Origin of the sequence: Amycolatopsis sp. CA-128772, from assembly GCF_002904295.1 — a bacterium.
GTDB lineage: Bacteria > Actinomycetota > Actinomycetes > Mycobacteriales > Pseudonocardiaceae > Amycolatopsis.
The window spans coordinates 76855-89778 of the sequence record NZ_PPHG01000075.1; the positions used below are offsets into that span (position 1 = coordinate 76855).

The 12924-nt window shown below is 73.0% G+C and carries 14 protein-coding genes; 10 read left to right on the plus strand and 4 right to left on the minus strand.

From position 1 onward, the window contains the following. Positions 1-24: 24 nt before the first annotated feature. The 4 genes from C2L59_RS29105 to C2L59_RS29120 are packed head-to-tail and all read left to right on the plus strand — an operon-like array spanning position 25 to position 5373. Positions 25-951, plus strand: coding sequence for an ATP-binding cassette domain-containing protein (locus tag C2L59_RS29105; RefSeq protein WP_103352722.1), 927 nt, complete (start codon positions 25-27; stop codon positions 949-951). Next, positions 948-1730 carry an ABC transporter permease gene (locus tag C2L59_RS29110; RefSeq protein WP_103352723.1) on the plus strand — a complete coding sequence of 261 codons (783 nt, stop codon included), beginning with the start codon at positions 948-950 and terminating at the stop codon, positions 1728-1730. The genes C2L59_RS29105 and C2L59_RS29110 overlap by 4 nt, the downstream gene beginning before the upstream one ends. Positions 1731-1774: 44 nt before the next feature. Then, entirely contained in the window at positions 1775-4276 is a 2502-nt protein-coding gene (locus C2L59_RS29115; protein WP_103352724.1) for a DEAD/DEAH box helicase, read from the plus strand. Then, positions 4273-5373, plus strand: coding sequence for an SWIM zinc finger family protein (locus tag C2L59_RS29120; RefSeq protein WP_103352725.1), 1101 nt, complete (start codon positions 4273-4275; stop codon positions 5371-5373). The genes C2L59_RS29115 and C2L59_RS29120 overlap by 4 nt, the downstream gene beginning before the upstream one ends. Positions 5374-5713: 340 nt before the next feature. On the opposite strand, the gene C2L59_RS29125 is transcribed toward C2L59_RS29120, so the two are convergent. Beyond that, on the minus strand, positions 5714-6925 hold the full coding sequence (locus C2L59_RS29125) for an FAD-dependent monooxygenase (RefSeq protein WP_103352726.1): 1212 nt from the start codon (positions 6923-6925) through the stop codon (positions 5714-5716). Between the two features lie 77 nt (positions 6926-7002). Between C2L59_RS29125 and C2L59_RS29130 the strand changes: the two genes are divergently transcribed. Continuing rightward, positions 7003-7536, plus strand: a complete 534-nt coding sequence (locus C2L59_RS29130) for a TetR/AcrR family transcriptional regulator (RefSeq protein ID WP_103352727.1) — start codon at positions 7003-7005, stop codon at positions 7534-7536. Between the two features lie 82 nt (positions 7537-7618). Continuing rightward, positions 7619-8113, plus strand: coding sequence for a pyridoxamine 5'-phosphate oxidase family protein (locus C2L59_RS29135; RefSeq protein ID WP_103352728.1), 495 nt, complete (start codon positions 7619-7621; stop codon positions 8111-8113). On the opposite strand, the gene C2L59_RS29140 is transcribed toward C2L59_RS29135, so the two are convergent. The 3 genes from C2L59_RS29140 to C2L59_RS29150 are packed head-to-tail and all read right to left on the minus strand — an operon-like array spanning position 8110 to position 10927. Then, complete coding sequence (locus tag C2L59_RS29140) at positions 8110-9732, minus strand: acyl-CoA dehydrogenase family protein (RefSeq protein ID WP_103352729.1); 1623 nt, start codon at positions 9730-9732, stop codon at positions 8110-8112. The genes C2L59_RS29135 and C2L59_RS29140 overlap by 4 nt on opposite strands. Further along, entirely contained in the window at positions 9716-10321 is a 606-nt protein-coding gene (locus C2L59_RS29145) for a TetR/AcrR family transcriptional regulator (protein WP_103352730.1), read from the minus strand. Before C2L59_RS29145 ends, C2L59_RS29140 begins: the two co-directional genes overlap by 17 nt. Positions 10322-10354: 33 nt before the next feature. Then, positions 10355-10927, minus strand: coding sequence for a helix-turn-helix domain-containing protein (locus C2L59_RS29150; protein WP_103352731.1), 573 nt, complete (start codon positions 10925-10927; stop codon positions 10355-10357). 43 nt (positions 10928-10970) lie between these two features. On the opposite strand from C2L59_RS29150, the gene C2L59_RS29155 reads away from it, so the two are divergent. The 4 genes from C2L59_RS29155 to C2L59_RS29170 are packed head-to-tail and all read left to right on the plus strand — an operon-like array spanning position 10971 to position 12727. Continuing rightward, positions 10971-11486 (plus strand): GNAT family N-acetyltransferase, encoded by a 516-nt coding sequence (locus C2L59_RS29155; protein WP_103352732.1) that lies wholly within the window; start codon positions 10971-10973, stop codon positions 11484-11486. Between the two features lie 31 nt (positions 11487-11517). Continuing rightward, on the plus strand, positions 11518-11955 hold the full coding sequence (locus C2L59_RS29160) for an SRPBCC domain-containing protein (protein WP_103352733.1): 438 nt from the start codon (positions 11518-11520) through the stop codon (positions 11953-11955). After that, complete coding sequence (locus C2L59_RS29165) at positions 11952-12284, plus strand: helix-turn-helix domain-containing protein (protein ID WP_103352734.1); 333 nt, start codon at positions 11952-11954, stop codon at positions 12282-12284. The genes C2L59_RS29160 and C2L59_RS29165 overlap by 4 nt, the downstream gene beginning before the upstream one ends. A 2-nt stretch (positions 12285-12286) precedes the next feature. Next, positions 12287-12727, plus strand: coding sequence for an SRPBCC domain-containing protein (locus C2L59_RS29170; RefSeq protein ID WP_103352735.1), 441 nt, complete (start codon positions 12287-12289; stop codon positions 12725-12727). Positions 12728-12924 lie beyond the last annotated feature (197 nt).

Here is a 12924-nt window from a genome sequence, read left to right on the forward strand (position 1 = left end):
ACAATGTACAGAGTAAGGGGCAGGATGACTCCGCAGATCCACGCCGAGGGACTTCGCAAGCGCTACGGCGACGCGTACGCCCTCGATGGGTTCGACCTCTCCGTCCCGGCCGGCGCCCTGTGCGGCCTGCTGGGACCCAACGGCGCGGGCAAGACCACGGCGGTCCGCGTGCTCTCCACGCTGCTGCGCCACGACAGTGGCCACGCGCGCGTCGCCGGGTTCGACGTCGCTGCCGAACCGGCGAAGGTGCGTTCGGCGATCGGGCTGGTCGGCCAGCACGCCGCGGTGGACGAACTGCTGTCCGGGCGGCAGAACCTGGTGCTGTTCGGCCGGCTGCACCACCTGGGCCGGCGCGAAGCGGCCCGCCGCGCCGACGCGCTGCTGGAACGGTTCGGCCTCGCCGAAACGGGGTCCGAACCGGTGTCGGCGTACTCGGGCGGGATGCGGCGGCGGCTGGACCTGGCCGCGTCGCTGCTGGCGGCGCCGCGGGTGCTGTTCCTCGACGAGCCGACGACCGGGCTGGACCCGCGCAGCCGCGCCGAGGTCTGGCGGGCGGTGCGGTCGCTGGTCGGCGACGGCACGACCGTGCTGCTGACCACGCAGTACCTGGAGGAAGCCGACCGGCTGGCCGACCGGATCTGCCTGGTCGAGCACGGCCGGGTGATCGCCGAAGGCACCCCGGCCGAGCTCAAGGGGTCACTCGGCGCGACCCGGATCGAGCTGGTGCTGACCGACCCGGACGCGCTCGGCGCGGCGGCGGGGCTGCTGGCCCGGGTCACCGGCGCCGAGCCGGTCACCGAGGACCTGCGGGTGAGCGCACCGGCCGAGCCGCCGATGCTGACCGACGTCGTGCGGGCGCTGGCGGCGAGCGAGCTGTCCTTCGCCGACGTGGCACTGCGGCACCCGACGCTGGACGAGGTCTTCCTGCAGCTGACGGGGGTGGCGCGATGAGGTGGGCCATCGTGGACGGCTGGACGCTGACCCAGCGCCACCTGGCGCAGCTGGCGCGCCGCCCGGCGCGGACGGCCACGGTGGTGGCGTTCCCGATCCTGCTGGTGCTGATCTTCGCCTACCTGCTCGGTGGCGGAATGACCGTGCCCGGCGGCGGCTCCTACCGGGAGTTCCTGATGCCGGGGATGTTCGCCATGACGATGGTCTTCGGGCTGTCGGGGACGATGATCGCGGTGCTCGACGACGCCACCAAAGGGGTCACCGACCGGTTCCGGTCGCTGCCGATGGCGCCGTCGGCGGTGCTCACCGGACGGGTTGCCGCGGACCTGCTGAACGCGGTGCTCGCGTTGGCGGTGCTGCTGGGCTGCGGGTTCGCCGTCGGCTGGCGCCCGCACGGCAGCCTCGGCGAGACCCTCGCCGCGCTCGGCCTGCTGCTCCTGCTGCGGACCGCGCTGGTGTCGGCGGGCTGCTACCTCGGCCTGCTGACGTCGGATCCGGCGATGGTGACGCTGGCGCAGACGGTCGAGTTCCCGTTCGGGTTCCTCTCCAGCGCGTTCGTGGCGACCTCGACGATGCCGGCGTGGCTGGGAACCGTGGCGGAGTGGAACCCGTTGTCCTCCACGGTGACGGCGGCGCGGGTGCTGTTCGGCAACCCGGGCGCGGCCGGGACGTCCTGGGTGAATGCGCACGCGGTGCCGATGGCGGTGGCGTGGCCGCTGGTGCTGCTGGCGGTGTTCGTGCCGTTGTCGGTGCGCCGGTACAGGAGGCTGGGGAACTGAACGTCCACTTCGAACCGGGCGAACCACCACGGGCGGGCCGCCTGGTGGTCGACGGCCGGGAACTGTCCATCGCCGAGGGGCTGCCGGAACTGCTGGACGGCGCCGGGGAGTTCTGGGCGACCGCGGCCCAGGCCGCGCTGCGGCTGGTCGCCGCGGGCCGGCTGCTGCCGGGAGTCACCGCGGCCGGGCACGACGCCTGGCGCGTCGGCCCGCTCGAACCGGCGGAAGCGGCGTGGCTGCGGGACCTCGCGGCCGCGATGCCGCCGGACGAACGGGCGCCGGGGCCGCTGCTGCGGGCGTTCCTCGACGCCGTCGCCGACACACTGCCCCGCACGCCGGCCGCGGCGAAGGCGGCCGGGACGCGGTTGTTCGCCGCCGTCCCGCCGCAGCGTGCGGAGCCGCTGCGGGACTGGGCCGACGAGCTGGCCGCGGGCCTGGACTCGGGAATCCGGGTGTCGTTGCGGGTGGAGGCACCGGACGGGTTCGACGCCGGCCGGTTCCACGCCGTCGTGCAGGTGCACAGCCTCGCCGAGCCCGGGCAGGTCGCCGACGCGGCGCAGCTGTGGGAGACCGGGCGGTTCGGGCCGCGGGCACGCATCGACGTGGTGCTGGCGCTGCGGCGGGGTGCGCAGGTGTGGCCGGCGCTCGGCCCGCTGCTGACCTCGGCGGTGCCGGCCGCGCTGGACCTCGGCGGGGACGAGGTGAGCGAGCTGGTCGCCTCGGCGGCGCCGCGGCTGGCGGCCGCCGGGATCGACGTGCACTGGCCGGCCGAGCTGGCGGGCTCGCTGACCGCGCGGGCCGTGGTCCGCGCCGGCGACACCCCGGGTGACCTGCCGTCGTTCTTCGGCGGCGGCCGGGCGCTGCAGTTCGACTGGCAGCTCGCCCTGGGCGGGGAGGTGCTGACCGAGGCCGAACTGGACGCCCTGGCCGAAGCCCGCCGCCCGGTGGTGCGGCTGCGCGACCGGTGGGTGCTGGTGGACCCGGCTTTCGCGGCGAAGGCCCGGGGGCGGGCGCTGAAGCCGCTGTCCCCGGTCGACGCGCTCGGCGTGGTGCTGTCGGGGACGACGGAGGTCGACGGCGAGCCGGTCGAGGTCGTCACCGACGGCTGGCTGGCGCGGCTGCGGGAACGGCTGTCCGCGCCACCGGAGCCCCAGGCACCCCCGCCCGGGCTGGCCGCGCAGCTGCGGGACTACCAGCTGCGCGGGCTGCAGTGGCTGGCCACGGTCACCGGGCTGGGGCTCGGCGGGTGCCTCGCCGACGACATGGGCCTGGGCAAGACGGTCACGCTGATCGCGCTGCACCTGCACCGGAACGCCGGCCCGACCCTGGTGGTGTGCCCGGCGTCGCTGCTGGGCAACTGGGAACGCGAGATCCGCCGGTTCGCCCCGGACGTGCCGGTGCGGCGCTTCCACGGCGGCGCGCGGTCCCTCGAGGACCTCGACGGGTTCGTCCTGACCACCTACGGCACGCTGCGCACCGATCCGGCGCCGCTGGCCGGGGTGCGGTGGGGGCTGCTGGTCGCCGACGAGGCCCAGCACGTCAAGAACCACCGGTCGGGCACGGCGAAGGCACTGCGGCTGGTGCCCGCGGCGGCCCGGGTGGCGCTGACCGGCACGCCGGTGGAGAACACGCTCTCGGAGCTGTGGGCGATCCTCGACTGGACGGCGCCGGGGCTGCTGGGGTCGCTGAGTGAGTTCCGGGCGCGCTGGGCGAGGCCGATCGAGGCCGGCGACACGGGTGCGGCGGACCGGCTGGCCCGGCTGCTGCGGCCGTTCCTGCTGCGGCGCCGCAAGTCCGACCCGGGGATCGCGCCGGAGCTGCCGGCCAAGACCGAGACCGACCGGCCGGTGGCCTTGAGCGCGGAGCAGGTGGCGCTGTACGAGGCGGTCGTGCGGGAGATGATGGCCGACATCGCCGGCAGCGACGGGATGGCCCGGCGCGGCCGGATCGTGAAGCTGCTGACCGCGCTCAAGCAGATCTGCAACCACCCGGCGCAGTACCTCAAGGAGCCGGGCGGCCGCTCGGGCAAGGTGGAACTGCTCGACGAGCTGCTGGACACGATCCTCGCCGAGGGCGGCGCGGTGCTGGTGTTCACCCAGTACGTCGCGATGGCCCGGCTGCTGGAGAGGCACCTGGCCGGGCGCGGGATCCCGACGCAGCTGCTGCACGGCGGGACCCCGGTGGCGCGGCGCGAAGAGCTGGTGGCCCGCTTCCAGGCCGGCGAGGTGCCGGTGTTCCTGCTGTCGCTGAAGGCGGCCGGGACGGGGCTGAACCTCACCCGCGCGGACCACGTCGTGCACTTCGACCGCTGGTGGAACCCGGCGGTGGAGGACCAGGCGACCGACCGGGCGTACCGGATCGGGCAGACCCGGCCGGTGCAGGTGCACCGCCTGGTGGCGGAAGGGACGGTCGAGGACCGGATCGCGGCGATGCTGCGGGAGAAGCGGGCCCTGGCCGACGCGGTGCTGGCCGGCGGCGAGGCCGCGTTGACGGAACTGTCGGACACCGAGCTGGCCGAGCTCGTCGGACTGAGGAGCCGCGGATGAACGACGACCGGGTACGCGGATTCCCCGCGTTCGGGGCCGGCGGGCGGCTGGCCCGCTCCTGGTGGGGCCGGGCGTGGGTGAGCGCGATGGAGGACACCGCGCTGGACCTGCGCCAGCTCAAGCGCGGCCGCAAGTACGCGGCGGCCGGGCTGGTCGGCCCGATCACGGTGAGCCCGGGCCGCATCGCGGCGACGGTCGACGACGTCGACGGCGGCCCGTACCGGACGGTGCTGCGGCTGGCGGAGCTGTCGGAGGCGGACTGGACCCGCTTCTTCGACCGGGTGGCCTCCCGCGCCGGGCACCTGGCGGCCCTGCTGGATCGCGACATGCCGCACGACCTGGTCGAGGCGGCCGCGGACGTCGGCGTCCACCTGCTGCCGGGCATCGGCGACCTGGACCCGGAGTGCGACTGCCCGGGCTGGGAGCTGCCCTGCCGCCACGCGGCGGCGCTGTCGTTCCAGGCGTCGTGGCTGCTCGACGCGGACCCGTTCCTGCTGCTGCTGATGCGGGGCAAGGGCGAGCGGGAGATCCTCGAGGAGCTCACGAGCCGGACGGTGCCGGTATCGCTCCCGGTTCCGGAGCCGGACCGGGTGCCGGGGGAGCTGCCCGACCTGGCCGCGTTCCACCCGTCGGGAGCACCGTCGATCCCGGCGGCGCCGGGGGTGCCCGCGGAGGCGTTCGCGTTGCTGGCGGCCAACGCGGCGGACGGCGCCCGGGCGTTGCTGGCGGGCCGGCGGCCGCCGTCGCGACGTCTCGACGCGGTCCGGTTGGCGGCGGAGTTCCCGGCGACGGCGGAGAAGCTGGGGTCGGGACCGGAATTCGCGCGGGCCATCGCGGCCTGGACGCACGGCGGACCGGACGGGGTGGAGCTCCTGGAGTCGACGTGGGCACCCCCGAAGGCGGCGGTGGCGGCAGCGCGGGCGGCGCTGGCCGATGTCGCGGAGGTGGAACCGGTTTTCGAGCGCAACCGGTGCACGGTGGGCGGGGTGCAGCTGCGGCTGGATCGCGAGGGCCGCTGGCACCCGTACCGGCTGGAGGAGGGAACGTGGTGGCCCGCGGGGGCGCCGGAGAGCGATCCGGGGTTGCTGCTGGGGTGAGGGGAGACCCGGGGACGGCTGGGGCCGGCGGGAATCGGCGGATCCGGACGCATCGCCGGTCCGCCCGGGTCCGATCCCGGCTGCCGACCGGATCCCGCCGGGGCCTCCGGCCTTCGCCGGCGCCGGCGCCCGTGCTGCCGCCCCGGCGGAAATCCGGCTCTTTTCGCGGTATCCAGCGCGGTACTCGTTGTCTCCTGTCCCCCGACGGCGGGTTCCGCCGGGCCACTGGGGGTGCGGGCGCGCGGGGTCTCTCCCGCGCGCCCGCCCGGTTTCCGCCGGTGACCGAAGATCCGCTGTCGAGGCTGGAGGGGGTTTCCGCGCGCGGCCGCCCCCTCCAGCGTCAGGTCGTCGCCGGGATCGCGTAGTCCTTGACCTGCATGGAGTCGTGCATGCGGACGCCGGCGGTGTTCAGCTTCGCGAGTGCGCGCGTCCACGCCGCCGGGAGCGCCGAAACCAGCTGGCCACCTCGGGTCAGGGCCCAGACCCCCGCGCGGGACGCCGGGATCAGGCTGCGGGCGGCGCCGACCGCGAACGCGCGGCTGCGGCGGACCAGCTCGCCCATCTCCCGTTCGTAGGCGGCGAACGCGCGCGTGTGGTCGCCGCCCGCCGTGGCGAGCTCGCCGGCCAGGACGTACGCGCCGAGGACCGCGAGGCTCGTGCTGCCGCCGACCGCCGGGCCGGGGCAGTAGCCCGCGTCGCCGACCAGGGTGACGCGGCCGCGGGACCAGGTTTCCAGCTGCAGCTGGGTGATCGAGTCGAAGTAGAACGGGCCGCCGTCGTCGAGGCGGGCGAGCCAGCCGTCGACCTGCGGGTGCATCCCGGCGAACGCTTCCCGCAGCAGCTCCTTCTGCCGCGGGACGTCCCGGTGGTGGTAGGCGAGTTCCCGGTCGCGGCGGAACAGGAACACCGCGCGGGCGTCGCTCATGTGCCGGGCGCTGTAGAGCGACGCGGTGCGGCCGGCGCCCAGGTGGGTGACCGCTTCGCCGTCGAGACCGAGGGTGTCGGGCAGGGACAGCACCGCCAGGTACGCGCCGATGAACCGGGTCAGCCCGGCTTCTTCGCCGAACACCAGGCGGCGGACGTTCGAGTGCAGCCCGTCGGCGCCGACGACGACGTCGAACCGCCGCGGCGGGGCATGTTCGAAAGTGACGTCGCCGTCGGGGGAGAGGGCGGTGATCGTGTCGCCGAAGAGGTACTCGACGTCGTCGCGGCCGGCGTCGTAGTAGATCTCGCTCAGGTCGTCGCGCATGACCTCGACGTGCCGGTCGGAGGCGGCCTGGAACAGCTTCGCCAGGTCCACCCGGGTGGGCCGGCGCGCGCCTTCGCGGTGCAGGGTCATCCGGGTCGTGCCGGTGGCGAGGGCCTCGACGCGGGGCAGGACCCCCATCCGTTCGGTGATGTCCATGGCGGGCCGGAACAGGTCGACGGCGTGGCCGCCGGTCTTGCGCAGCGCCGGGGCGCGCTCGACGACCGTGACGTCGAAGCCGTGCCGGCTGAGCCAGTACGCCAGCACCGGACCCGCGATGCTGGCGCCGGAGACGAGAATCCGCATGAGTACCTCCCTGACTTAACGGTAGGTAAGTTGTACCGCATCTGCTTACCTATCGTTAAGTCAGTTATGCTGGGCCGGTGCCGAAACCCTCCGACACCAAACAGCGCATCCTCGACGTCGCCCGCGACCTGTTCACCACGCAGGGGGTGCAGCGCACCAGCCTCCAGGACATCGCCGACCGCCTCGGCATCACCAAACCCGCGCTCTACTACCACTTCCCGTCGCGCGACGACCTGGTCCGCAGCATCGTCCGGCCGATGCTCGAGGACGGCGAGCAGTTCCTCCTCGACCAGGAGGCCCGCGGCGACGCCCCGGTGCGCGAGCTGATCGAGGGCTTCTTCGACTTCAACCACCGCCACCGTGGCGACGTCATCATGCTGCTGGCCGAGATGCCCACCCTGGCCGACCTCGGCCTGATCGACCGGGTCCTGGGCTGGCGCACCCGGCTCACCGAACTGATCTGCGGCCCGTCGCCGTCACTGGAACAGCAGGCCCGCGCGATCCTCGCCCTCGGCGGCCTGCAGGACGTCTGCATGCAGTTCCCCGACGCCCCGGTCGGCGAACTCAAGGCCGCCGCGGTCGCCGGCGCCCTCGACGCACTCGGCCGCTGAAAAGTTTCCGCCGTCGAATGTCGAGAACCCGCCACCGGCTCCGTCCCCGGGACATCAGCGACCCCGACCCGAGGAGCCGACCGTGCAGCAGAACGAGATCACCGAAATCCTGAACCGCCCGTACAGCCGCGAACTGCTCGCCCGCGACCTGACCCGCCTGGCCTACGTCGCCAAGGACGGCACCCCGCGCAGCATCCCGATCGCCTTCACCTGGAACGGCTCGGAGATCGTCATGTGCACGACGAAGAACTCCCCGAAACTGCCGTCCCTGCGCGCCAACCCCGCCGTCGCCCTGACCATCGACACCGAGTCGCACCCGCCCAAGATCCTCCTCATCCGCGGCCGCGCCGAGCTGGACGTCGTCGACGGCATCCCGGAGGAGTACCTGCAGATGAACGGCAGCTACGAGATGAGCCCCGAGCAGCGCGTCGAATGGGAACGCGAGGTGCGCTCCCTCTACGACGGCATGGTCCGCATCGTCGTCACCCCGACCTGGGCGAAACTGATCGACTTCGAAACCACCCTGCCCAGCGCGGTCGAGGAACTGGCCCGCCAGCGCGCCGAGCGCGTCGGCTAACGGGCCACGGCGCGCTCGATGATCGCTCCCGTGTCGACGCCCGCCGGGAGCGTGCCGAAGGCGACGCCCCAGTCGCCGCCGAAGCGGGATGCGCAGAATGCGTCGGCCACCGCCGGGTGGCCCTCGCGCACCAGCAGGGAGCCCTGCAGCACCAGGGCCATCGCCTCGACCAGCCGCCGTGCGCGGTACTCGATGCCGTCGAGGTCGGTGAGCTCCTTGCGGAGGCGGTCCACCGCGTCGTCCAGCCTGGTGTCGCCGCCGGCGGCCCGCTCGACCTCGGCGAAGAACGCCGCGACCGACTCCGGCTGCCTGCCCATCGCGCGCAACGCGTCCAGCGCGGCGACGTTGCCCGAGCCCTCCCAGATCGACGACAGTGGCGCCTCCCGGTACAGCCGCGGCATGCCCGACTCCTCGACGTACCCGTTGCCGCCGAAGCATTCCAGCGCCTCGGCCGCGTGCATCGGCGCCCGCTTGCACACCCAGTACTTCGACACCGCCAGGCCCAGGCGCCGGAACGCCTGCTCGTGGGCGTCACCGGGCCGGTCGCCGGCCGCGGCCAGCCGCATCGCCACCGTCGTCGCCGCTTCCGACTCCAGCACCAGGTCGGCCAGCACGTTCGCCATCAGCGGCTGGTCCACCAGCGCCTTGCCGAACGCCTGCCGGTGCGTCGCGTGGTGCACCGCGCGCACCGCACCCAGCCGCATGCCGGACGCGCTGCCGAGGGTGCAGTCCAGCCGGGTGTTGTTGACCATCTCGATGATCGTGCGGACCCCGCGGCCCTCCTCGCCGACCAGCCATCCCACGGCGTTGTCGTACTCGATCTCCGAGGAGGCGTTCGAGCGGTTGCCGAGCTTGTCCTTCAGCCGCTGCAGCCGGATCGCGTTGCGCGAGCCGTCGGGCAGGACGCGGGGGAGCAGGAAGCACGAAAGCCCGCCGGGCGCCTGGGCCAGGGTCAGGAACATGTCCGACATCGGCGCCGAGGTGAACCACTTGTGCCCGACCAGGGTGTAACTGCCGTCGGCGGACGGGCTCGCGGTGGTCGTGTTCGCGCGGACGTCGGACCCGCCCTGCTTTTCGGTCATCGACATGCCCGCGATCAGGCCACGCTTGCCGCTGGGCTCGCGCAACCCGAAGTCGTACTCGGTCGCCGCCAGCAGCGGCTCGTACCGCGCCGCCAGTTCCGGATTCGCCCGCAGCGCCGGGATCGCCGCGTACGTCATCGAAACCGGGCAGCTGTGCCCGGCCTCGGCCTGGCTCCAGACGTAGAACCTCGCCGCCCGCGCCGCGTGCGCGCCGGCCCGGGAATCCCGCCACGGCGTGCCGTGCAGGCCGTGCGACACCGCGACCGTCATCAGCTCGTGCCAGTACGGGTGGAACTCGACCTCGTCGATCCGGTGCCCGTACCGGTCGTGCGTGCGCAGCACCGGCTCGTTCTCGTTGACCAGCCGGCCCCACTCCTGCACCTGCTCGCTGCCGGCCAGCCGGCCCAGCTCGTGCAGCTCGCCCGCGGCCCAGCCGGCCCCGGCCCGCTCGAGCCCGGCCAGCAGCGCCGGGTCGTCGGCGACGTCGTGCCCCGCCAGCGGCGGAACCTGGTTGGTGACCTCATGCGTGGCGGACATCGGAACCTCCTAGAGCGCGCAGGATGAAGGTGCGGAGCTCGGCGACGTCACCGGCGTTCCCGCTGGTCAACGGGCCGATCAGAACTTCGGCGGCGGCCCCGACCAGCGCGGCGGCCGTCAGCCGCCCGTCCTGGGGCGGCAGCACGCCCTGTGTCACCCCGGCGGCGACGTGCTCGGCGATGACGTCGGTGTAGGCGCGGCGGAACTCGAGCCGCTCGGCGTCGATGAGCGCGTCGACCGGCTCGGCGAGCAGGGCATACGCCTGCTTCGGCGCCTTGAGGGCGCGCTGGGCGAACGTTTCGACCGCCGCCAGCACCCGCTCGGCGGGTTCGCCGGCCGCCGCGGACGCCACCCGGACCGCCTCGACCTCGCGCGTCACGACCTGCCGGAACACGTGCACGACCAGGTCGGCCTTGGTGGGAAAGTGCTGGTAGACGCTGCCGACGGCGACACCGGCGCGCTCGGCGACCGCGGCCACGGAACAGCCGCTGTAGCCATATTCGGCCAGCTGGCGCGTGGCGGCGACAACGATCGTCTCGCGCTGGGCGTCCAGGCGTTCCTGCACCTTCGGGGTGCGGCGGTAGGGCACGTCAAGGAGTGAAGCACTGATTCACTGCTTCAGTCAACGGCCTCGCCCCGCCCGCTTGACCAGGGCCACCAGGTACCGGCACGACACCGGCCCCGGGTTCACGAACACGCAGTCCGCCGCCGGTCCCAGCTGCAGGCAGTCACCCGCCGACAGCTCGTGCACCTGCGCACCCTCGTGGAACCGCAGGTGCCCCGCCAGCACCCAGATCTGCTGATGCAGGAACGCATACGTCCCCGACACCAGCGGCACCTCCACCCCCGGCGGCAGTTCCACCTCGACCAGCTCCAGCGGCCGGCCGGCCGCGGGGGAGACCGACCGCCGCCGGTAGCCGGTGTCCGGGTCCACCCACACCGGCTGCTCCGCCGCGCGCACCAGCCGCCGCTCGTCACCCTCGGCCCGCGCGATCAGCTCCGACAACGTCAGGCCCAGCGCCGCCGACAGCTTCGCCAGCAACGCCGCCGTCGGCTGGACGTCGCCACGCTCGATCTTGCCGATCATCGCCCGGGACACCCCCGATCGCTCGGCCAGAACCGCGGCCGACAAGCCTTGGGACGTCCGGGCCGCGTGGACCGTCGCAGCCAGGCGGGCAGTCAGGGGATCGGTCATAACTCGCGATACTATACGAGCCACTGTGGCTACCATATGAGCTATGATCCGAGCCGCCACCCCGCACGACGCCGCCGCCTGCGCCGCCCTCTATGCGCCCTACGTCACCGACACCGCCGTCTCCTTCGAGGACGACCCACCGGACGCCGGCGAAATGGCCCGCCGCATCTCCGCCGCCCACGCCTGGTTCGTCCTCGAAGACCACGGCCACATCGCCGGCTACGCCTACGCCAACCGCTTCGCCGAGCGCGCCGCCTACCGCTGGTCCTGCGAGACCAGCATCTACCTCGAACAAGGCCGCCGCCGCACCGGCGCCGGCCGCGCCCTCTACGAAACCCTCTTCCGCCGGCTGCGCGAACGCGGGTTCTGCCGCGCCTTCGCCGGCATGACCCTGCCCAACGAAGCCAGCGCCGGCCTCCACCGCGCGCTCGGGTTCGAACCCGCCGGCGTCTACCGCCGCGTCGGCTGGAAGCACGGCGCCTGGCACGACGTCGCCTGGGTCCAGAAGGACCTTCACGCAACTGAAGGTTGCGCATCGGGGCCCGCCGAGCTAATGTGACACGCAACCGAACGTTGCACAAGGAGCTTGCATGGACCACGGCACCCTCGAACGCGAAATCCACATCGACGCCGCCCCCGACGTCGTCTTCGACGTCCTCAGCAACCCCGAACACGTCCGCGAATGGTGGCCCGACGAAGCCGAATACCCCGTCGAACCCGGGGGAGCGGGCCGCATCGGCTTCGGCGGCCAATGGGTCCAGTTCACCGTCGTCGACGCCATCCCCCCGAAACTCTTCTCCTTCCGCTGGGCCCACGCCGCGGGGGAGACCGCCGCCCCCGGCAACTCCTTCCTCGTCGTCTTCGAACTCGAACCCACCGCCACCGGCACCCGCCTGCGGATGACCGAAACCGGCTTCCGCGAACGCGGCTGGGACGAAGCCAAGATCGCCGCCGAATACACCGACCACGCCGGCGGCTGGGACCACTACCTGCCCCGCCTGCCCCTGCGCGTGGGAGCCATCCGGTGACCACCACCGTCGACGACGACCTCTGGTCCGCCATCGGCGACCCCACCCGCCGCCGCCTGCTCGACCTCCTCCTCAGCGAAGGCCGGGGGACCGCCACCAGCCTCAGCGAACACCTCCCGGTGACCCGCCAGGCCGTCGCCAAACACCTCGCCGTCCTCGACCGCGCCGGCCTCGTGCACGGCCGGCCCGAAGGTCGCGAAAAACAGTTCCACGTCGACGAAGCCCAGCTCGCCCGCGCCGTCGCCCAGCTCACCGAGGTCGGCAACACCTGGGACGCCCGGCTCCGCCGCATCAAGCGCATCGCCGAAACCATCGAAAGGAACCGCTAGAAATGGACATCCTCCACCGCATCGGCATCCGCAACGCCACCCCCGGACAGGTCTACGACGCCCTCACCACCATCGACGGCCTGGCCGGCTGGTGGACCGAGAAAACCGAGGGGGAGACCGGCCTCGGCGGCGTCACCGCCTTCCGCTTCATCCCCGGCGGCTTCGACATGAAGACCATCGAGCTCGACCCGGGCCGGCTCGTCCGCTGGGAGGTCGTCGACGGACCGCCCGAATGGATCGGCACGACGATCCGCTGGGACATCGAACAGCGCGACGACCACACGATCGTCCTCTTCAAGCACGAAGACTGGCGCGAGGCGGGCGAGTTCATGCACCACTGCAGCACCAAGTGGGCCAGCTACCTGATGAGCCTCAAGCAGCTCGTGGAGACCGGGGAAGGCGCCCCGGCACCGCGGGACGTGATGATCAGCGACTGGCACTGACAACTGGCACTGACGTTACTTGACATAATGTACATTATCGGCACTTGGGGACACGCTGGGTCGAGCGCCGAGAGGGGCGCAAGAACCGGGGTCGGCGCCGCCTGTGCGGGAGTGCGCTCGCTTCGTCAGGACGGCTCCTGAGACGGTTACCCGGGACCGCCGCAGGAGGCTTGCCCGGAAACGGCCTCCAGAGGGGC

Excerpts from the sequence above, each read along its gene's own strand:
- C2L59_RS29105 (WP_103352722.1), top strand. The coding sequence starts at position 25 with ATGACTCCGCAGATCCACGCCGAGGGACTTCGCAAGCGCTACGGCGAC.
- C2L59_RS29110 (WP_103352723.1), top strand. The coding sequence starts at position 948 with ATGAGGTGGGCCATCGTGGACGGCTGGACGCTGACCCAGCGCCACCTG.
- C2L59_RS29120 (WP_103352725.1), top strand. The coding sequence starts at position 4,273 with ATGAACGACGACCGGGTACGCGGATTCCCCGCGTTCGGGGCCGGCGGG.
- C2L59_RS29125 (WP_103352726.1), bottom strand. The coding sequence starts at position 6,925 with ATGCGGATTCTCGTCTCCGGCGCCAGCATCGCGGGTCCGGTGCTGGCG.
- C2L59_RS29140 (WP_103352729.1), bottom strand. The coding sequence starts at position 9,732 with ATGTCCGCCACGCATGAGGTCACCAACCAGGTTCCGCCGCTGGCGGGG.
- C2L59_RS29150 (WP_103352731.1), bottom strand. The coding sequence starts at position 10,927 with ATGACCGATCCCCTGACTGCCCGCCTGGCTGCGACGGTCCACGCGGCC.
- C2L59_RS29155 (WP_103352732.1), top strand. The coding sequence starts at position 10,971 with ATGATCCGAGCCGCCACCCCGCACGACGCCGCCGCCTGCGCCGCCCTC.
- C2L59_RS29160 (WP_103352733.1), top strand. The coding sequence starts at position 11,518 with ATGGACCACGGCACCCTCGAACGCGAAATCCACATCGACGCCGCCCCC.
- C2L59_RS29170 (WP_103352735.1), top strand. The coding sequence starts at position 12,287 with ATGGACATCCTCCACCGCATCGGCATCCGCAACGCCACCCCCGGACAG.